The organism is Acinetobacter sp. CE-15, from assembly GCF_051059255.1.
Lineage (GTDB): Bacteria > Pseudomonadota > Gammaproteobacteria > Pseudomonadales > Moraxellaceae > Acinetobacter > Acinetobacter guillouiae.
The window spans coordinates 4,581,543-4,604,174 of the sequence record NZ_CP192737.1 but is presented as its reverse complement, the minus strand read 5'-3'; the positions used below and the strand labels follow the sequence as shown (position 1 = coordinate 4,604,174).

The window sequence follows — 22,632 nt, the reverse complement described above, 5'->3', positions numbered from 1 at the left end:
ATTTAACAATATGTCAAATGTAAACTAAGTCTCACATTATTTTGTTAAATGTGACAAATTTTGTCACATGCTCAATTTAAGAACAATATGTATTTAATAAATCTTAATGTTTTTTGATTGGTGTATAAATTGCTGATTTATAGGTATAAAAATTATAAAATGTGTGATTATTTTGCTTTTTATTTAAAAGTTTAGACCATGTGTTTAAAAAAACAAAATAAGTGAAATATATCTCAATTTTTCTATTGCTTTAAATGTATGTAAATTGTTAAATAAAAAAAATTGTACATTTTATATGCGTTATTGATGCGAAATCAGCGGCTGTAATGCACCTCCTAAAGGAAAAGTAATATGAATAAGATCTACAAAGTGATTTGGAATGCGACTTTGTCGGCATGGGTTGCAGTTTCTGAATTGGCAAAAGGGAAAACCAAGTCATCTAAAGTAACGGGAATTGTCGGGGCAGCAACAGTTAGCTTGATGATCACTTTTTCATCCGATGTAACTGCGAATGTTATAAACACAGATTCAAATAATTGTATAACTGGCTCTAATGGGATTGTCGGTACTATAAATCCTGGAACGACTGGTGGCCAGGCAACGGATGGTTCTGGTACATACTCTACTGTTGCTGGTTGTAATGCTAAAGGTAATGGTCTTTCGGCTGTAACTGCATATGGAGCGTTTTCAGAAGTTACAGGTAATGCAGGAACAGCTATCGGTCATAATAGCCAAGCTAATGCTTTTGGCACGGCTGTGGGTGTAGAGAGTCGAGCAACAGGGGTAGGTAGTACTGCACTTGGTGAAGGCAGCCAGTCAACAGGACAAAATGCTGTAGCATTAGGTGGAACGGCTACAGGTACTGCTTCAGGAAATGTTGTATCTGTTGCAAATGCTGTTACCGCTTCTGGTAGTGGCTCTGTGGCTATTGGTGGTAATGCCACTAGAGGCGCACAGTCTACTGGTACAGATAGTATTGCTATTGGTGGTCAATCTAGGGCAACTAATACGGGTACGATTGCAATTGGTAAAAATGCTTTTACAGGTGCTGTTGGTACTGAATCTCTGAATAATATTGCGATTGGTACAAATGCGAGTAATAGTAACCTTACTAGTGGCAATCCAGCAGGAACAGGCGGTCAGATCGCTTTAGGTAATGGCGCAAAAACGACTACATTCGCACAGATTGCAATTGGTGATAATTCTAATGCTGGTGGTAATAACTATGCAATCGCGATTGGTGGAGGAGCGACAGTAACTGCAAATAGTGGTGTTGCGGTTGGTGGTGTGGCTATGGGAAGAAATACCCAGGCAGGTTCTTTTGCTGTAGGGGTGGGTCCTGGTGCTCAAGCCACAGGGGCTAACTCGACTGCACTCGGTAATGCTGCAACTGCAAATAACACAAATAGTACTGCATTGGGGAATGGTGCTCAAGCCACAGGTCTTGCCTCGACTGCATTGGGTACTGCTGCGGTAGCCAGTATTGATAATAGTGTTGCTTTGGGTAATGGTTCTACAACGACAGCTATTACTGGAACAGGATTTTTAACATCACAGACTGCTCCTACTGTAGGGGCTGTATCTGTAGGTAATGGTACTGTAACAGGCAACCGTCGTATTCAGAATGTAGCTGACGGTTCTGCTGCATCAGATGCGGTTACAGTCGCACAATTAGATAAAGCATATGATGATGCGCATACAAATCTAAAAAATGTTCTAGGTGGAAATGCTGCTTATGATCCTGTAACTAACACTTACACCGCCCCAACTAATATTGGTGGAACGGGTAAAACAACAATTGATGACGCAATTAAAGCGACTCAACGAAGTGTTACAGGTGGTTCAAATATTGTTGTTACGCCTACAACAGCTGCCGATGGTTCAATCTCGTATTCAGTTGCTACAAGTGCAACACCAACATTTACAACTGTTACGACTGGAAATAGTAAGTTAGATAATAGTGGCTTAACAATTACAGGCGGTCCAAGTGTTACGAGTGGTGGCATCAATGCAGCTAACACTACGATTAATAATGTTGCTAATGCCACTACAGCTGATCAAGCCGTCAATAAAGGTCAACTTGATACTGTAAGCACACAAGCAAATAAAGCCATAACATTCACTGGAAATGCTAGAAAATCGGGCGATACGACAGATATTAATCGTAAGCTTGGAGATAGTATTGCAATTAGTGGAACAGCAACAACAGCTGGTACTTATAGCGGTGCGAATGTTAAAACGGTAACAGATCAGAACGGTGCAATTGCAATACAAATAGCGGATGCTCCCAACTTTGCAGGAACAGTGACTTCTACAGGTTTACAGGTAAATGGCGCAAGTGCTGTTACAGGAAATAGTACGATAGGTGGAACTCAGACTGTTACAGGTATAAGTAATTTAAATGGTGGGGCAAATTTAAACAGTCAAAAAATTACAAATGTTGCTGCAGGGGCAGCAACAGGTGATGCCGTTAACTTTGGTCAATTAACTACAACCAATCAAAACGTAAGTAATTTGACGACAACTGTTACCAACCAAGGTACTGATATCAGTACATTAAAAGGTGGTTTTAACTTACAAAGTAATGGTAAGAACAGTGGTGCGATTAAAGCGGGTGACACGGTCGATATTGGTGTAGCTACGCCAGCAGATACTAACCTTACCGCAACCAAGACAGGTAACAATGTTGCGTTTGCTTTAAGCAAAGACTTGAACTTAACCAGCGTTACTACAGGTAACACAGTGATTAACAATGCTGGTGTAACCGCAGATAAAGTGACTGTTGGTACTGTGGTGGTTGATAAAACGACTGGGATCAATGCAGGTGGTAAAAAGATTACCAATGTAGCAGCAGGTGATATCAGTACAGCAGCATCAACAGATGCTGTGAATGGTGGTCAATTATTTACGACGAATCAAAATGTAAGTAATTTGACGACAACTGTTACGAATCAAGGTAATCAAATCACAACGAATACGTCTGATATTAGCACCTTAAAAGGTGGTTTTAACTTACAAACTAACGGTAAGAGTAGTGGTGCGATTAAAGCGGGTGACACGGTTGATATTGGTGTAGCTACGCCATCAGATACCAACCTTACCGCGACCAAGACAGGTAACAATGTTGCGTTTGCTTTAAGCAAAGACTTGAACTTAACCAGCGTTACTACAGGTAACACAGTGATTAACAATGCTGGTGTAACCGCAGATAAAGTGACTGTTGGTACTGTGGTGGTTGATAAAACGACTGGGATCAATGCAGGTGGTAAAAAGATTACCAATGTAGCGGCAGGTGATATCAGTACAGCAGCATCAACAGATGCTGTGAATGGTGGCCAATTATTTACGACTAATCAAAATGTTGCGAAAAACACATCAGACATTAGTACGTTAAATACCACTGTTACCAATCAAGGTAATCAAATTACGACCAATACGTCGAATATCGCAACCAATACATCTGATATCAGCACCTTAAAAGGTGGCTTTAATTTACAAACCAACGGTAAGAACGGTGGTGCGATTAAAGCAGGTGACACGGTTGATATTGGTGTAGCTACGCCAGCGGATACCAACCTTACAGCGACTAAGACAGGTAATAATGTTGCGTTTGCTTTAAGCAAAGATTTGAATTTAACCAGCGTTACTACAGGTAATACCGTGATTAACAACGCTGGTGTAACAGCGGATAAAGTGACTGTTGGTACTGTGGTGGTTGATAAAACGACTGGGATCAATGCGGGTGGTAAAAAGATTACCAACGTTGCAGCCGGTGATATCAGTACAGCAGCATCAACAGATGCTGTGAATGGTGGTCAATTATTTACGACTAATCAAAATGTAAGTAATTTGACGACAACTGTTACCAACCAAGGTACTGATATCAGTACATTAAAAGGTGGTTTTAACTTACAAACTAACGGTAAGAACAGTGGTGCGATTAAAGCGGGTGACACGGTTGATATTGGTGTAGCAACACCAGCGGACACTAACCTTACCGCAACCAAGACAGGTAATAATGTCGCGTTTGCTTTAAGCAAAGACTTGAACTTAACCAGCGTTACTACAGGTAATACCGTGATTAACAACGCTGGTGTAACCGCAGATAAAGTGACTGTTGGTACTGTGGTGGTTGATAAAACGACTGGGATCAATGCAGGTGGTAAAAAGATTACCAATGTAGCAGCAGGTGATATCAGTACAGCAGCATCAACAGATGCTGTGAATGGTGGCCAATTATTTACGACTAATCAAAATGTTGCGAAAAACACATCAGACATTAGTACGTTAAATACCACTGTTACCAATCAAGGTAATCAAATTACGACCAATACGTCGAATATCGCAACCAATACATCTGATATCAGCACCTTAAAAGGTGGCTTTAATTTACAAACCAACGGTAAGAATAGTGGTGCGATTAAAGCGGGTGACACGGTCGATATTGGTGTAGCTACGCCAGCAGATACTAACCTTACCGCAACCAAGACAGGTAACAATGTTGCGTTTGCTTTAAGCAAAGACTTGAACTTAACCAGCGTTACTACAGGTAACACAGTGATTAACAATGCTGGTGTAACCGCAGATAAAGTGACTGTTGGTACTGTGGTGGTTGATAAAACGACTGGGATCAATGCAGGTGGTAAAAAGATTACCAATGTAGCGGCAGGTGATATCAGTACAGCAGCATCAACAGATGCTGTGAATGGTGGTCAATTATTTACGACTAATCAAAATGTTGCGAAAAACACATCAGACATTAGTACGTTAAATACCACTGTTACCAATCAAGGTAATCAAATTACGACCAATACGTCTGATATCAGCACCTTAAAAGGTGGTTTTAACTTACAAACTAACGGTAAGAATAGTGGTGCGATTAAAGCGGGTGACACGATTGATATTGGTGTAGCTACGCCAGCGGATACCAACCTTACCGCAACCAAGACAGGTAACAATGTTGCGTTTGCTTTAAGCAAAGACTTGAACTTAACCAGCGTTACTACAGGTAATACAGTGATTAACACTGCTGGTATAACTGCGGATAAAGTGACAGTTGGCAATGTTGTTATAGATAAAACAACCAACAAGATCAGTGGTGTAGAAGCAGGAACTGATACGAAAGATGTTGTAAACAAAGGTCAATTAGACGCTTTGGCGGGACAACAAACAGCAACAGATAATTCGGCAGTGAAATACGACAACGCAACAACTAAAGATAAAGTGACTTTAGGCGGTGGTGCTGCAGGTACAACGCTAACAAATGTTAAAGCGGGTGATGTTTCTGCAAACTCAACAGATGCAATCAATGGTAGTCAGCTTTATACGACAAACCAGAATGTAGCTCAGAATAGCAAAGACATTGCAACCAATACGTCGAATATCGCAACGAATACATCTGACATCACGACCTTAAAAGGTGGCTTTAACTTACAAACTAACGGTAAGAATAGTGGTGCGATTAAAGCGGGTGACACGGTTGATATTGGTGTAGCTACGCCAGCGGATACCAACCTTACCGCAACCAAGACAGGTAACAATGTTGCGTTTGCTTTAAGCAAAGACTTGAACTTAACCAGCATTACTACAGGTAACACAGTGATTAACACTGCTGGTATAACTGCGGATAAAGTGACGGTTGGCAATGTTGTTATAGATAAAACAACCAACAAGATCAGTGGTGTAGAAGCAGGAACTGATACGAAAGATGTTGTAAACAAAGGTCAATTAGACGCTTTGGCGGGACAACAAACAGCAACAGATAATTCGGCAGTGAAATACGACAACGCAACAACTAAAGATAAAGTGACTTTAGGCGGTGGTGCTGCAGGTACAACGCTAACAAATGTTAAAGCGGGTGATGTTTCTGCAAACTCAACAGATGCAATCAATGGTAGTCAGCTTTATACGACAAACCAGAATGTAGCTCAGAATAGCAAAGACATTGCAACCAATACGTCGAATATCGCAACGAATACATCTGACATCACGACCTTAAAAGGTGGCTTTAACTTACAAACTAACGGTAAGAATAGTGGTGCGATTAAAGCGGGTGACACGGTTGATATTGGTGTAGCTACGCCAGCGGATACCAACCTTACCGCAACCAAGACAGGTAACAATGTTGCGTTTGCTTTAAGCAAAGACTTGAACTTAACCAGCATTACTACAGGTAACACAGTGATTAACACTGCTGGTATAACTGCGGATAAAGTGACGGTTGGCAATGTTGTTATAGATAAAACAACCAACAAGATCAGTGGTGTAGAAGCAGGAACTGATACGAAAGATGTTGTAAACAAAGGTCAATTAGACGCTTTGGCGGGACAACAAACAGCAACAGATAATTCGGCAGTGAAATACGACAACGCAACAACTAAAGATAAAGTGACTTTAGGCGGTGGTGCTGCAGGTACAACGCTAACAAATGTTAAAGCGGGTGATGTTTCTGCAAACTCAACAGATGCAATCAATGGTAGTCAGCTTTATACGACAAACCAGAATGTAGCTCAGAATAGCAAAGACATTGCAACCAATACGTCGAATATCGCAACGAATACATCTGACATCACGACCTTAAAAGGTGGCTTTAACTTACAAACTAACGGTAAGAATAGTGGTGCGATTAAAGCGGGTGACACGGTTGATATTGGTGTAGCTACGCCAGCGGATACCAACCTTACCGCAACCAAGACAGGTAACAATGTTGCGTTTGCTTTAAGCAAAGACTTGAACTTAACCAGCATTACTACAGGTAACACAGTGATTAACACTGCTGGTATAACTGCGGATAAAGTGACGGTTGGCAATGTTGTTATAGATAAAACAACCAACAAGATCAGTGGTGTAGAAGCAGGAACTGATACGAAAGATGTTGTAAACAAAGGTCAATTAGACGCTTTGGCGGGACAACAAACAGCAACAGATAATTCGGCAGTGAAATACGACAACGCCACAACTAAAGATAAAGTGACTTTAGGCGGTGGCGCGGCAGGTACAACGCTGACAAATGTTAAAGCGGGTGATGTTTCTGCAAACTCAACAGATGCAATCAATGGCAGTCAGCTTTATACGACAAACCAGAATGTAGCTCAGAATAGCAAAGACATTGCAACCAATACGTCGAATATCGCAACGAATACATCAAATATTGCGACCAATACATCTGACATCACGACCTTAAAAGGTGGCTTTAACTTACAAACCAACGGTAAGAATAGTGGTGCGATTAAAGCGGGTGACACGATTGATATTGGTGTAGCAACTCCAGCGGATACTAACCTTACAGCGACCAAGACAGGTAACAATGTCGCGTTTGCTTTAAGTAAAGATTTGAACTTAACCAGCATTACAGTGAACGATGGAATCAATGGTACAAATGGTTCTACAGTGATCGGTAAAGATGGTATTTCGGTTAAAGATGGCTCAGGCAATACCATTGCAGGTGTAGATAACACAGCGTTGACAGTGAAAGATGGTAGTGGCAACACAGAAACCAGCATTAACAAAGCGATCAATAGTCTTAATGCATCGCAAGGTGAAACTGATAAGTTTGCAGTGAAGTACGACAAGAATGCTGATGGCAGTGCAAACTATAACAACATCACATTAGCAGGTAGTGCTTCAAGTAGTACTAAAGATGCAACGACAGGCAAGATCACCACAACAGGTGGTACAAGCTTAAACAATGTTGCGAGTGCGGGTGACTACACTAAAGAGGCCAATGCGAGCAAAGGTGTTAACGCTGGTGATTTGAACAATGCAGTTGTTGACGCAACTAATGCAGCGACTAGTAAAGGCTTTGCATTACAAGCAGCAGATGGCGCTAAAGTTCAGAAGAACCTAGGCGAAGCGGTTGAAGTTGTTGGTGCAGATAGCAACATCACTACGAAGGTTGCAAATGGTCAAGTTGCGATTGAGTTAAATAAAAACCTCAATAACTTAACTGGCATTACAGTGAACGATGGAACCAATGGTACAAATGGTTCTACAGTGATCGGTAAAGATGGTATCTCGGTTAAAGATGGTTCAGGCAATACGATTGTAGGTGTAGATAACACAGCGTTGACAGTGAAAGATGGTAGTGGCAACACAGAAACCAGCATTAACAAAGCGATCAATACTCTTAATGCATCGCAAGGTGAAACTGATAAGTTTGCAGTGAAGTACGACAAGAATGCTGATGGTAGTGCAAACTATAACAACATCACATTAGCAGGTAGTGCTTCAAGTAGTACTAAAGATGCAACGACAGGCAAGATCACCACAACAGGTGGTACAAGCTTAAACAATGTTGCGAGTGCGGGTGACTACACTAAAGAGGCCAATGCGAGTAAAGGTGTTAACGCTGGTGATTTGAACAATGCAGTTGTTGACGCGACTAATGCAGCGACCAGTAAAGGCTTTGCATTACAAGCAGCAGATGGCGCTAAAGTTCAGAAGAACCTAGGCGAAGCGGTTGAAGTTGTTGGTGCAGATAGCAACATCACTACGAAGGTTGCAAATGGTCAAGTTGCGATTGAGTTAAATAAAAACCTCAATAACTTAACTGGCATTACAGTGAACGATGGCACCAATGGTACAAATGGTTCTACAGTGATCGGTAAAGATGGTATCTCGGTTAAAGATGGTTCAGGCAATACGATTGTAGGTGTAGATAACACAGCGTTGACAGTGAAAGATGGTAGTGGCAACACAGAAACCAGCATTAACAAAGCGATCAATACTCTTAATGCATCGCAAGGTGAAACTGATAAGTTTGCAGTGAAGTACGACAAGAATGCTGATGGTAGTGCAAACTATAACAACATCACATTAGCAGGTAGTGCTTCAAGTAGTACTAAAGATGCAACGACAGGCAAGATCACCACAACAGGTGGTACAAGCTTAAACAATGTTGCGAGTGCGGGTGACTACACTAAAGAGGCCAATGCGAGTAAAGGTGTTAACGCTGGTGATTTGAACAATGCAGTTGTTGACGCGACTAATGCAGCGACCAGTAAAGGCTTTGCATTACAAGCAGCAGATGGCGCTAAAGTTCAGAAGAACCTAGGCGAAGCGGTTGAAGTTGTTGGTGCAGATAGCAACATCACTACGAAGGTTGCAAATGGTCAAGTTGCGATTGAGTTAAATAAAAACCTCAATAACTTAACTGGCATTACAGTGAATGATGGCACCAACGGTACAAATGGTTCTACAGTGATCGGTAAAGATGGTATCTCAGTTAAAGATGGTTCAGGCAATACGATTGTAGGTTTAGATAACACAGCGTTGACAGTGAAAGATGGTAGTGGCAACACAGAAACCAGCATTAACAAAGCGATCAATACTCTCAATGCATCGCAAGGTGAAACTGATAAGTTTGCAGTGAAGTACGACAAGAATGCTGATGGTAGTGCAAACTACGATAGCGTAACCCTTGCAGGTACAGGTGGAACAACAATCACCAATGTTAAAGCAGGCGCTATTAACGCAACATCAACTGATGCGATCAACGGTAGTCAATTGTATGATGTTGGTAATAGTCTGAAAAATGCAATTGGCGGTTTGACCACGAGAGATGCAACGACTGGCATCATTACGACAAGCAACATTGGTGGCACGGGTTCAAACACAATTGATGGTGCAATCAACAGCATTAAAGATTCAGCAACCAAAGCGAAGACCACAGTTACGGCAGGAGACAATGTTGTAGTGACTGCTGGTACCAATGCAGATGGTTCAAGTAACTATCAAGTTGCAACAGCGAAAGATGTAAACTTCGACAAAGTGACTGTAGGTAATGTTGTTGTAAATAAAGCCAGCAATACAATCGAAGGCTTAAGTAATACTGACTTAAGAGCAAGTGATTTTGCGACTAAAGGTAGAGCAGCGACTGAAGAGCAATTGAAGCAAGCTGTCACGAAAAACATCACTGAAGTTGTAGATGGTAATGGCAACAAAGTGAATATTATTGATCAAGTTGTAAATACAAAACCTGACAATAAGAACCAAGATTCATTGTTCTTAACTTACGATAAGCAAGGTCAAGAAACCACAGATCGCTTGACGATTGGTCAAACAGTACAGAAGATGAATACTAATGGTATTAAGTTCTTCCATACCAATGCCGATATGTCGAAAGGTGATTTAGGTACAACCAATGACTCAAGTGCGGGTGGTTTAAACTCTACAGCGATTGGTGTAAATGCAATTGTGGCAACGGGTGCAGATAGTGCTGTTGCATTAGGTCACAATACAAAAGCTGAGGGCAAACAATCCATTGCTATTGGTCAAGGTGCTGAGGCATTAGGTACACAATCAATCAGTATTGGTACGGGCAATAAAGTGAAAGGCAACCATTCTGGTGCGATTGGTGACCCGACCATTGTTGATGGTGCGAACAGTTATTCTGTAGGTAATAATAACCAAGTGCTTACAGATGATACGTTTGTACTTGGAAACAATGTGACCAAAACAGTTGCTGGTTCAGTTGTGTTAGGCAATGGCTCAGCGGCGACAACTGGTGCAGGTGTTGCAGGTTATGCGCTGTCAGCTGCAACAAGTGCAGACAAAACAGCGATTAGCAATACAACATCAACAACTGGTGCAGTAGCTGTTGGTGATGCGGCAAGCGGTATTTATCGTCAAATTACAGGTGTTGCAGCGGGTAGCGCAGATGCTGATGCTGTAAACGTAGCACAGTTAAAAGCTGTTGGTAACCAAGTTGTTACCACTCAAAACGCACTTGTAAATGGTTTGGGCGGTAATGCGAAGGTCAATGCTGATGGTACCATTACTGGGCCAACCTATAATGTTGCACAAGGTAATCAGTCGAATGTTGGTGATGCTTTAACAGCATTGGATAAAGCCATTGGCTCTGCGGCAACAACATCTAAAACGACTGTTTCTAATGGTCAGAATATTGTTGTGAATAAGAGCAAAAATGCTGATGGTTCAGACAACTATGAAGTATCAACAGCAAAAGATTTAACAGTTGATTCTGTGAAAGCAGGTGATACGGTTCTCAATAATGCTGGAATCTCAATTGGTAATAATGCGGTTGTGATAAACAACACAGGATTAACCATTGCCGGTGGACCAAGTGTAACGGTGGCAGGTATTAACGCGGGTAATAAAACAATTACCAACGTGGCAAATGCTGTAAATGCTACAGATGCAGTCAATAAAGGGCAGTTAGATAGCGCAATTGGCAATGTGAATAACAATGTCAATGAGCTTGCCAATAATGCCGTTAAATATGACGATGCATCAAAAGATAAGATCACACTTGGTGGTGGTACAAATGGTACAACCATTAGCAATGTAAAAGATGGTGCAGTCACTCAAGGTTCTAAAGATGCTGTAAATGGCGGTCAATTGTGGAATGTTCAGCAACAAGTTGATCAAAACTCAACGGATATCAGCAATATCAAAAATGATATTAACAATGGTACTGTCGGCTTAGTTCAACAAGCAGGTAAAGACGCAACAGTTACAGTTGCGAAAGATACTGGTGGTACAAGTGTGAGTGTGGCGGGTACAGACGGTAACCGTGTTGTGACAGGTGTTAAAGATGGCGCAGTCAATGCAACATCAAAAGATGCAGTCAACGGTAGCCAATTGAATACCACCAACCAAGCAGTTGTGAATTATCTTGGCGGTGGTGCTGGTTATGACAACATTACGGGTAGCTTCACTGCGCCAACTTACAATGTAGGTGACTCTAAGTATAACAATGTCGGTGGTGCAATCGATGCATTGAACCAAGCGGATCAAGCATTGAATAGCAAAATTGACAATGTCAGCAACAAGTTAGACAACGCTTTCCGTATTACCAATAACCGGATTGATGATGTAGAGAAAAAAGCCAATGCGGGTATTGCAGCAGCAATGGCACTTGAATCAGCACCATATATTCCTGGTAAATATACCTATGCAGCAGGTGCGGCATACCATGGTGGTGAGAATGCGGTAGGTGTGACCTTACGTAAAACTGCAGACAACGGACGTTGGTCGATTACAGGTGGTGTTGCAGCAGCATCTCAAGGCGATCCAAGTGTTCGTATCGGTATCAGTGGTGTAATTGACTAAATCACGAGACAAGGAAGATCGAACGGTCTTCCTTTTTCTTCGCAAATTTTTAAGAGAGAAAAAATGAAAGCATTTAACAAAAAAATTATGTTCAGTGTATTCAGTGGTCTTGTGATGTCATTGAGTCATGCTGCTGAAGTTGAAACATCAAATACCCAAGAAATTCATTTTCCTGAAGTAAAAGACAGTTATTTAAAGCAAGTGAATCGTTATGAATATGATGACGTGGCACGTTTAGACAAAGGTTTAAGCAAAGATCAGATTCGCCATGTTTTGGGGAATCCACAATTTTCTGAGGGCCTTTTTGCTGTTAAAACTTGGAACTATGTATTGGATGTTCGAGAGCCGAGTTCCAATCAATATAAACGTTGCCAGTTACGCATAGACTTTGATAAGCACTACCGTTCAGAAAATCTATATTGGAAAGGTGAACAATGCCAAGGTCTGATGGCTTGGGGCATCAATAACCAATCCGCGACAGAACAAACGGCTCTATCCGCTACAGGCCAATCAGCCAGTGTTTTATTCTATTTTGATCATTCAGATAAAAATGGGGTAAAAAATCCTGAAGTGATTAGCAAAATTGCTGATCAAATTAAGCAAACTGATGGGAATAGCAAGATTTTTGTTGCTGGTTATACCGACCGTTTAGGTTCATTTCCGTATAACCAACGTTTATCAGCGGCGAGAGCCAATACCGTTGTAGATTTATTGAAACAACAGGGTATTCCTGCGGATCAAATTCAATTTTCAGCAGAAAATAAAACGGATGTGTATCAGAAATGCAATGGAATGAACAAAAAAATTCAATTGGTTGAGTGTTTAGCACCTAATCGCCGAGTAAACATCACTTGGTAAAACTGAATGCATAATCAAATACCTTCAGTTTAAAAGAAGGTGTTTATTCTTCAAATAGATTGAACCTTATTGCATACCAACGCCCGATGAAATTTATCGGGCGTTTTAAATTATTTACTGTTCTGGTTTATTTTGAATAAATCATACATCACCAAATAATATTGATTGCCAAGTTAACCCAGCAGAAACATCAGCAACAAAACATTTTAATTAAACAGAAATAATCTGTGCAAAATGAATGAACGGGCTTCTTTTTGATGCCTTTTATAAAATAAAATTTAGTGAATTTTGTTAAATGATAAATATTTTTTATTAAAAAATAAAAAATTATTCATAGAAGTTTTGTGTTTTATCCAACACGATAGCGTTATATTAAATTCTAATGTTTTATTTATCTATAAAGCTTGTTGGAATATCAATAGACACGTCTTGTTTAAAAAAAGATCATGCTCAAGATCATTGGTTATATGCTAAGTTATAGTATGATGTGTTCATATTTCGACTGATTTATTGCTATATCATCAGTTTTATTTAGCCAGAGTGAATTGATATTCATTTCAAGCTCAAACAATGTTGGAAATACAAATGCCTGACTATCGTTCAAAAACATCGACACATGGAAGAAATATGGCTGGTGCACGTGGCTTATGGCGTGCAACAGGAATGAAAGATGAAGATTTTGGTAAACCGATTATTGCGGTAGTCAACTCATTTACTCAGTTTGTCCCTGGTCATGTGCATTTAAAAGACTTAGGTCAGCTGGTTGCTGAACAGATTCAAGCAGCGGGTGGTGTGGCAAAAGAATTCAATACGATTGCAGTCGATGATGGTATTGCAATGGGGCATGATGGCATGCTGTATTCATTGCCTTCGCGTGATTTGATTGCAGATTCTGTTGAATACATGGTCAATGCGCATTGTGCAGATGCCATGGTGTGTATTTCTAACTGCGACAAAATCACACCAGGGATGTTAATGGCGGCAATGCGTCTGAACATTCCTGTGGTATTTGTTTCTGGCGGTCCAATGGAAGCGGGTAAAGTTAAAATCCGTGGTACAGAACATGCGATTGATCTCGTTGATGCGATGGTGGTTGCCGCTGACGATAGTTTTACCGATGAAGAAGTAAAACAATATGAGCGTTCAGCTTGCCCAACTTGTGGTTCATGTTCAGGTATGTTTACAGCCAACTCAATGAACTGTTTGACAGAAGCCCTTGGTTTATCTTTACCGGGTAATGGTTCAACTTTAGCAACCCATGCAAATCGTCAAAAATTATTTGAAAAAGCTGGTCAATTGATTGTTAAGTTGGCAAAGCGCCATTATGAACAAGATGACTACACCATATTACCGCGTTCAATTGCGACCAAAGCGTCTTATGAAAATGCGATGACGCTAGATATTGCAATGGGTGGTTCAACCAATACCGTATTGCATTTATTGGCTGCGGCACATGAAGCAGGTGTTGATTTTACCATGGACGATATTGATCGTTTATCGCGTAAAGTGCCTGTGTTGTGTAAAGTTGCCCCTGCAAAACAAGATGTCCATATGGAAGATGTCCATCGTGCAGGCGGTATCATGTCAATTCTAGGTGAATTGGATCGTGCTGGCCTATTGGATACATCAGTCTATACCGTACATGAAAATACGTTGAAAGATGCCTTAGATAAATGGGATATTATTCGTACCGAAGATCCAGAGGTTTACGAGTTCTTCCGTTCAGCACCAGGCGGTGTTCCGACTCAAACAGCATTTTCACAAAACCGTTATTATCAAACTTTAGATGGTAACCGTGAAAAAGGTGTAATCCGTAATGCTGAACATGCATTCTCTAAAGACGGTGGCTTGGCTGTACTGTACGGAAACATCGCTGTAGATGGTTGTATTGTAAAAACTGCTGGTGTAGATGATTCGATCCTGAAATTTAATGGTACGGCTCGTGTCTTTGAAAGCCAAGACGCTGCTGTAGATTCAATTCTTGGTCATGAAATCAAAGCTGGTGATGTGGTTGTCATCCGTTATGAAGGTCCGCGTGGTGGTCCGGGTATGCAAGAAATGCTTTACCCAACCAGCTATCTAAAATCGAAAGGCTTAGGTAAAGAATGTGCTTTACTTACAGATGGTCGTTTCTCTGGTGGTTCTTCAGGTCTTTCCATTGGTCACGTATCGCCAGAAGCTGCTGAGGGCGGTGTTATTGGATTGGTTGAAGATGGCGATTTGATTGAAATCGATATTCCAAATCGTACAATTCATCTCGCTGTTGATGATGCAACCTTGGCTGCACGCCGTAAAGTTCAAGACCAAAAAGGTTGGCAGCCAGCTGAAGAACGTCCACGTAAGGTTTCAAAAGCATTAAAAGCTTATGCTATGCATACCACCAGTGCGTCGAAAGGTGCGGTGCGTGAAATCTAAGCGTTAAAATAAGATTCCCAAACAAAATAAAAGCACTCATGGATTGGGTGCTTTTTATTGCATTGACCTAACGATTTAAATTTTATCGAGTTTTGGGATATTGATCATTCAGATTCAAATTGTTATAAGTTTTGTTATGACTGGTTAGAATTAATTTTCTCAGCATCACCCGTGAATGAATGGTATGCTTGAGCGAGTTTCAATCAGATTTTCTTTTATTTTTCAGTGCTTATTTCGAGGCTCTACGCATGTCACTGTTACGCCGTTGGTTTGATCCAATCCGATCGAGTTGGTTTTACCAAAAGCCGATTCGTCAAGAGGTGTTATCTACGGAACAGGGACTGAGTATTTATCTGCGTTTAGATGATGTGTATAGCTATCTTGCTGTACAGCAACTGACCCAATTGGAAGATCTTTTAAGTGATGATTTAAAGCCACTTAAAGTGATTATTTCCAATACCGCAGCAGAACCCCCCAATGGCATGACCATAGAAGAATGGCGCAATTATAGTTTAGAAGACGCCAAAATCTTAGCCAATCAACATCGCTTTAGTTATGATGATGAAAAACCAGAACAACCGACTCAAGAAGCATTACAACAAGCGGAAACAATTCTTAGAAATACACCGCTAACCGGTCAAAATTTTCTTTATTTACTCGAAGATGTATTTCATATGCTGTGGCAGCAGCAGTATGGCAAATTGCGTACTTTATTCGTGATGGCCAGTCAGCATCAAAAACCACAGAATTTTCCAGAACGTGTGTTTGGTCAAAGTCCAATTTTAGAAAGCTATTTTGAATTTGGTGGACGTAAATATCATGCAGTGGATGATTTATTACGGTTAACTCGTCGTTTAAAACAACAAAAATTATTGATTGATAACCCTATTTTTCTGATCAATCACATTGAATGGCGTGAGCATTTGATGAGTGATGCAGAAGAGCTTGCTGAAATTCAGGCCATGCATCCTGAACTTGATTTATATATTGCCTTAGAAGACCCGATCAGTTGGTTATTATTGGCATATATCAAAGAAGAACTCGCAAATTATTATAATATTCAGTTGAACCTATTTCCGCTGAGTTATCACGGTCGGGACTTTTTTGACTGGAGTTTGGCGACCCGTCTTTCCAAGCGTTCAGAAGTGAAATTTACCCCGTTCTGTCGTCCGACTGCCGAAAGCACCTTAAATATGGCAAAGCTTTATTACAGCGTAGCAGAAGAGCAACGTGTAGATGTGATGTATGACATTTTACAGGCGGTTTGGACCAAGGGGCGTGATTTATCATTCAAGCCGCATTTACAGCAAATGCAACATGATTTAGGGATTGAAAATCTAACAGATATTGACGTTGAAGCTTTATTAATAGCCAATGATCAGCAATGTGCAGAGAAACATCAGCCTGATTTTCCTGTTTTAGAATTGCGTATTGAAGGAAAGCGTTACGTTTTTAATAGCCTATATCGGGTTTGGATGATTGAAAGTATTTTTAGTAATGTGTTAGAACAGAAGTATAAAGCCGAGAATGAGTTGGAACGCGCTCAACATCATATAGAAGCACAGGATGCAGAAAAAACAGATGATTAAAAAAGAGAAATGTGAATCATTAGAACAAGTACGTGATCGAATCGATCAGTTGGATCAGGAGCTGATTGAACTGATTGCAACCCGCCAATTTTATGTTGATCAAGCTGTCCGATTTAAACGTAATGTAGATGACGTACAGTCTCCAGAGCGTGTACAACAAGTGATTAATAAAGTACGTCAGAAAGCCATAGATGTTGGCACCAACCCTGATTTGGTGGAAATGCTCTATCGGGAAATGATCCAGCATTTTATCCAAAGAGAATTAAAAGAAATCCGTCCATAACGGTGATGTGATTTTAATTTTGCCCATAAAAATATTTATTTTAGAGAACGGTATGAAAAAAATTATTCTAATCTGCATTACAACAATGTTGAGTCAGTACGCACTTGCAGAAAATTGGAAATTTATTGTCAAAGATGAGGATGGCAGTTTTTATCTAGATACCGATCGTATTGTGAAAAAAGACAAAACGGTTAATTATTGGGCTAAGTTTGTTGCTGATGCAGACAGTGAAGAACTGGATATGAAAAAGGGTGACTATACACTTTCTCATAATTTAGACCAATGTGCTGATCGTACGACAAATATCACCTTAGTTGAAGATTATAAAAAAAATGGTCAATTGATCAATAGCGATCCACAAGATTCAGATCCAAGTAATATCGATGATGATGAAATTAATCTGGCATTTTTTAAAGTCGTATGTAAATAATTTTTAAATTGTTATTTATTTGAATACTTAAAGCATAATCAGCTTTAAGGCAATTCAGTCTAAGCTGCTTAAAATCCCTTTTATATAAAAGGGATTTTTTATTGATTACTGTCAATTTATGGTCATCATACTATAGCCAAACCACCTAATTATTCATATAAATGATTTGCATCAAGTCATTGATCATAAATGAACTTATGTTCTTGTATCAACTCTTAGAAACTATTGGTTATCAATTCGTTTTTTGTACTTTTGAATCATAGATGGTTATCCTATCGTGGGGCGACATGGATATCGCCGTTGGATGGAGGTACAGGACGTACCTCTCATCCAACAGAAGATTTTTGTTACTTTTCATCTCTGAAAAGTTAGGCATCGCCTACACAAACTTATTCAAACTTTCAAAGCAAAATGTGGCAATGAACGTTTTTTATAATCAAACAATTTATTCCCCCATTTAATTGATTTAATTAAAAATATAAATTAAGAGAAATTATATTCTTGTGTATGCGTTTTTGACAAGTTGACTATATTTTGATTTAGGCATTTTCATTCTTGAATCAGCCCTTTATATGCCCCATTCCAATTCTGCATTTGTGATTTTATTGATGACAGATTGATATTCAAATTTTTTACATGCACACCATAATTGGATGAAATCTGAACCAAAATATTGTTTAAAGACTGCATGTTTTTCAAATAATTGCAGTGCTTCAAGCTGATGAGAGGGTAAGAAATGCTGTGAGTTAATCACTTTTACTTGTTGGATTGATTGAGGTAAATCCAGTGCTACATGTAAGCCATGCAGTACCCCCGTCAGAATCGTTGCAACACACAAATAAGGGTTGACGTCTGCACCCGCAACACGATATTCCAAGCGTTGATTGTTCTGATCTGAACAGGGGATACGAATCGCAACGTTGCGATTATTGAAGCCCCAATTGGCTTCTAGTGGAACATGATTGCCAAGTTGAAATCTGCGGAATGCGTTAATATTGGGTGCTAAAATAGCCATGGATGCGGGCATTAAGTCAAGTAAACCTGCAATCACGTTCTGCATGATGGGATTTGGATTTTTCAACTGATCTATTTTAAAAAGATTGTCTTGCCATTGGTTACGTATGCTCATATGAAAGTGCATACCACTGCCTGCTTTAGCCATATTTGGTTTTGCCATAAAACTGGCTTTTAAACCATGTTGCATCGCAATTTGACGAATCATTCGTTTAATACTCATGATGTCATCACACAGTTTTAAAATGTTGTCACTGTGCTGAATATTCAATTCAAATTGTCCAGAAGCACTTTCAGCTACAACACCTGTTAAATCAATATCTTGTCGTTTTGCTTCTAATTCAATTTGTTGAATGACAGTTTGAAAATTATGCGGAGTATCGACATCGAAACATTGGGTAGAAAGTGGATCAGATTGGGGAGAAAACGGGGCATCTTGGATATTTTTAGACAAATAAAACTCGATTTCACCGGCCATCATTGGAAAATAGTGCATCTGATGCAGTGTCAATAAAATTCTTTTTAATATATTGCGAGGCTCAATCACACAATCTGAACCATCATCGGATTTCATGGTTAATAGCAGCTGGGCATGCTGATTGGGTTGATCTGCACAAGGCTTTAGACTGCCCAAGACGGGCATACATAAGCGATCGGGTTCACCAATATATTTTCCCAGCCCACTTTCTTCAACCACTTGACCATCCAAGCTCATCGCATAAATAGACAATGGAAAATAACAACCTTTCTGCAATTGGTGGAGGGCATTTACTTCAATACGCTTACCACGAAGATGACCATTGAGATCATGTAAGCAGATATCAATAAACTGGGTCTCTGGATAATCTTCTAAATATTGTTGAATTTCTTTGTTGAAATCATGCATGTCCTGATTTTCTAGGATCAGTGCTGTGGGGAATATTTTTGTAGAACTGGCAAGCGACATATTCATTGTGAATAGATCCAAATGGGGTAAAAAAATTATAGAAAGCTTGCTTACTTGAGTAACGTAAAATGATCGTAAATTCTTTTCTTAGACACTTAGCCAAAACACTCAACATCAAGCCTCAATCATTGCTTGAGGCTCTATCCTAAAAACAGTGATATTTCAAAGCAAAGCTTTGGCGTAGCATTGTCTCAGAATATTGAGGTAAAACGACATGATGGGATTTGTAATTGGTGTATTTGCAATTGCAGGCATGATTAAAGGCACAATTGGTCTCGGCTTACCTGCCGTTTCAATGGGACTTTTAAGCCTTGTGATTAGCCCATTCCAAGCCGCAACTTTATTGATCATTCCATCTATGGTGACCAACTTTTGGCAATTGTTTGCTGAAGGTCATGTATGGCGGTTGGTTCGCCGTTTTTATCCCTTATTGTTGGGGATTATTATCGGTTCAATTTGGAGTATTTTTCCCACTTTAGGCCACTCTAGTGGTGGTTTTCATAGTGAAGCATTACTGGGGGGAATGCTGGCATTGTATGGACTCTATGGCTTATTTTCCAAACGTATGCCAAATCTTGCACCGCATGAAAAATGGCTTTCCCCAATCATTGGATATTTAGGCGGTGCTTTAACTGTTGCCACGGGGGTGGTGGTGATTCCTGTGGTCCCTTATTTACAATCTTTGCAGTTAAAGCGTGATGATTTGGTTCAATCTCTAGGTTTAGCTTTTACCGTTTCAACACTGTGCCTTGCCGTTTTTTTACATCAAAACCCTGTTGAAGATACACCAATTGATTATCAGTTATCTCTTATTGCCTTAGTACCTGCGTTAATAGGAATGTGGGTGGGAACAAAAATTCGTTACCGTATTCCAGAGCAAAAATTTCGTAAAGTTTTCTTCTGTGGCTTGGTGATTTTTGGCTTATATTCGGTATTGCATCAATTTGGCGTGATCTAGTCTGAGGACAAATGGTCGTGTAATCGCGCTTTCCGCAAATGTGAAGCTATGACCCTATTGGGTAAACTGAAAAAATCAAAGCAGATGATAGCGATTTAGTTAGTTTTAAAAATCAATATCAGCGTGGTGCTTAAGTCTTTAAACTAAAATCAGTTTCGATTTTTGTGAAATTAAGAATTGGGCAAAGTGTTGATATGCTGTTGGAAGTTCATCAAAATTTTGAGCAGCCAATTGTAGTTGGCGTTTTGCCCATTCTCCAACCAGCTCAATTTGATCAAATGCATAGAGTTGATTGAGTCGCATTGCTGCCCGTTTGGGCATAATGGCAATGCCGACACCACTCGCAACCACTTGAGCGATCGCAGCAAAATTTGGCAATCTTAAACGATACTGAATTGCACAATTGAGCAATTTGGCTTGGTTTTCAATCGACTGCTGTAAAGAGTGATATTGCATTAAACCCACAAAGGCATAGTTCAGTGTATCGACCAGTCTAAGTTGTGTTCGCTGGCTTAATTCATGATTTGAAGGACAAATCAGCACTAACGGATCATCTGAAAAGGTTAAAGTCTGTAATTGATGTGCATTAAAAAAGCTCGAAATTAAGCCGAGTTTTGCATTGCCTTTTTCAAGGGTCTGAATAATTTCATTACTTTCAGCTTCTTGTAGATCAATCTGAATATGTGGGTTTTCAACTAAATACTGAGGAAGTAATAAGGGCAGATATTCACTTTGTGCAGATGAATTACACCACAAAGTCATCTGTGTGCTTAGACCTTTTGCAAAGGGTGACATCGCTTGTTCAAGCTGTTTACTTTGTTGTATTAGACGTAAAGCCTGTTCTGCAAAAGTTTGACCTGCAATTGTGAGTTTGACCCCAGAGGCATGGCGGGTAAAAAGGCTTGTGGCATATTGTTGTTCGAGTTTTTTAATACGTTCACTGGCTGCCTGTAGTGAAATCGACGAGCGTTCTGCGCCTTTGGTGAGGCTTCCTGTGTCCACGATATTGATAAACAGTTGCAAATCGAAGAAGTCTAGGCGCATGCGAATCATAAAGAGCTGAAATGAGATCAAAGTATAGCTGAATAATCATACAAATATGCGATATCGTGTAGATTGTTTCAGCGATGAGTAAGACGAGATTTAAATTGAAACTATGAATGAAGGCTTGATTACGACGATATCGTACAATAGTCACTGGATATTTAAAGTGCTTGTATTGGAAAATATATGGGCTTGAAACAAAAGTGACTTGATCGATATTGATCATATGCCTGACTTGCTCAATTTGAGTCTAAAACGCAAACCATTTATGAAATCTCAAAATACCCTAGAAAAGATGAAAATTCTAAGCGAGCAAAAAAAAGTGAAAACGATTGGTTTATTAGGTGGAATGAGTTGGGAATCTACAGACTTGTACTATCAGCAGCTGAATAAAAGCGTTCAACAAAAATTAGGAAAATTACACTCTGCAAAAATTGTTTTAATCAGTGTTGATTTCGCTGAGATAGAAATATTACAGCGTCAAGGTTTATGGGACGATGCAGCGCTGTATTTAACAGAGAAGGCAATTCAGTTGGAGAAAGCAGGGGCAGAAGGGATCTTACTGTGTACCAATACTATGCATAAAGTTGCTTCTGCTATTGAAAGCTCGGTCTCAGTTCCATTTATTCATATCGCTGATGCAACAGCAAAAGACGTTTTAAATCAGAACATTGGCAAAGTCGGTTTGTTAGGTACTCAATTTACCATGGAACAAGACTTCTATAAGCATCGGTTAGAACAACAAGGCATCAATGTACTGGTGCCTAACCAAGCGCATCGACAGATGGTTCACAATATTATTTATGATGAATTGTGTTTAGGTGTGATCAAGGAAGAATCTCGTCAAAAATACATCCATATTGTTGAGCAGCTAATATTAGAGGGTGCTGAAGGCATTATTTTGGGATGTACAGAAATTTGTATGCTCATTGGAGATACTCAGTTTTCTGTTCCGCTGTTCGATACAACATCGATCCATGTGCAAGCTGCTGTGGATTTTGCTTTGTCTTGACCTTTTTGAAG

The 22,632-nt window shown here is 39.9% G+C and carries 10 protein-coding genes; 8 read left to right on the top strand and 2 right to left on the bottom strand.

Annotation, left to right across the window (positions count from 1 at the left end; all coding sequences use genetic code 11):
* The first annotated feature begins 351 nt into the window (after positions 1-351).
* The 6 genes from ACQ7EO_RS21230 to ACQ7EO_RS21205 all read left to right on the top strand — a co-directional run bounded on the left by ACQ7EO_RS21230 (position 352) and on the right by ACQ7EO_RS21205 (position 17,647).
* A complete protein-coding gene (locus ACQ7EO_RS21230) occupies positions 352-12,072 on the top strand; it encodes an ESPR-type extended signal peptide-containing protein (protein WP_434278634.1) in 11,721 nt (3,906 codons plus the stop codon).
* Positions 12,073-12,135: 63 nt separating this feature from the next.
* On the top strand, positions 12,136-12,930 hold the full coding sequence (gene tpgA, locus ACQ7EO_RS21225) for a trimeric autotransporter adhesin/peptidogylcan-associated protein TpgA (RefSeq protein ID WP_275059681.1): 795 nt from the start codon (positions 12,136-12,138) through the stop codon (positions 12,928-12,930).
* A 585-nt stretch (positions 12,931-13,515) separates the two neighbouring features.
* Positions 13,516-15,345 (top strand): dihydroxy-acid dehydratase, encoded by a 1,830-nt coding sequence (ilvD, locus tag ACQ7EO_RS21220; protein ID WP_239046713.1) that lies wholly within the window; start codon positions 13,516-13,518, stop codon positions 15,343-15,345.
* A 248-nt stretch (positions 15,346-15,593) separates the two neighbouring features.
* Positions 15,594-16,934 (top strand): hypothetical protein, encoded by a 1,341-nt coding sequence (locus ACQ7EO_RS21215; RefSeq protein WP_434278633.1) that lies wholly within the window; start codon positions 15,594-15,596, stop codon positions 16,932-16,934.
* Positions 16,927-17,217 carry a chorismate mutase gene (locus ACQ7EO_RS21210; RefSeq protein WP_016539541.1) on the top strand — a complete coding sequence of 97 codons (291 nt, stop codon included), beginning with the start codon at positions 16,927-16,929 and terminating at the stop codon, positions 17,215-17,217. The genes ACQ7EO_RS21215 and ACQ7EO_RS21210 overlap by 8 nt, the downstream gene beginning before the upstream one ends.
* A gap of 52 nt (positions 17,218-17,269) precedes the next feature.
* Positions 17,270-17,647, top strand: a complete 378-nt coding sequence (locus ACQ7EO_RS21205; RefSeq protein ID WP_004818217.1) for a surface-adhesin E family protein — start codon at positions 17,270-17,272, stop codon at positions 17,645-17,647.
* 568 nt (positions 17,648-18,215) lie between these two features.
* Here the strand turns inward: ACQ7EO_RS21205 and ACQ7EO_RS21200 are convergent.
* Positions 18,216-19,613 carry a glutamine synthetase family protein gene (locus tag ACQ7EO_RS21200; protein WP_434278632.1) on the bottom strand — a complete coding sequence of 466 codons (1,398 nt, stop codon included), beginning with the start codon at positions 19,611-19,613 and terminating at the stop codon, positions 18,216-18,218.
* A 208-nt stretch (positions 19,614-19,821) separates the two neighbouring features.
* Between ACQ7EO_RS21200 and ACQ7EO_RS21195 the strand changes: the two genes are divergently transcribed.
* Positions 19,822-20,565 (top strand): sulfite exporter TauE/SafE family protein, encoded by a 744-nt coding sequence (locus tag ACQ7EO_RS21195; RefSeq protein ID WP_004818219.1) that lies wholly within the window; start codon positions 19,822-19,824, stop codon positions 20,563-20,565.
* A gap of 138 nt (positions 20,566-20,703) precedes the next feature.
* On the opposite strand, the gene ACQ7EO_RS21190 is transcribed toward ACQ7EO_RS21195, so the two are convergent.
* Positions 20,704-21,609: a LysR family transcriptional regulator gene (locus tag ACQ7EO_RS21190; protein ID WP_262084758.1), complete on the bottom strand. Its 906-nt coding sequence runs from the start codon at positions 21,607-21,609 to the stop codon at positions 20,704-20,706.
* Between the two features lie 322 nt (positions 21,610-21,931).
* Between ACQ7EO_RS21190 and ACQ7EO_RS21185 the strand changes: the two genes are divergently transcribed.
* On the top strand, positions 21,932-22,621 hold the full coding sequence (locus ACQ7EO_RS21185) for an aspartate/glutamate racemase family protein (RefSeq protein ID WP_434279649.1): 690 nt from the start codon (positions 21,932-21,934) through the stop codon (positions 22,619-22,621).
* Positions 22,622-22,632 lie beyond the last annotated feature (11 nt).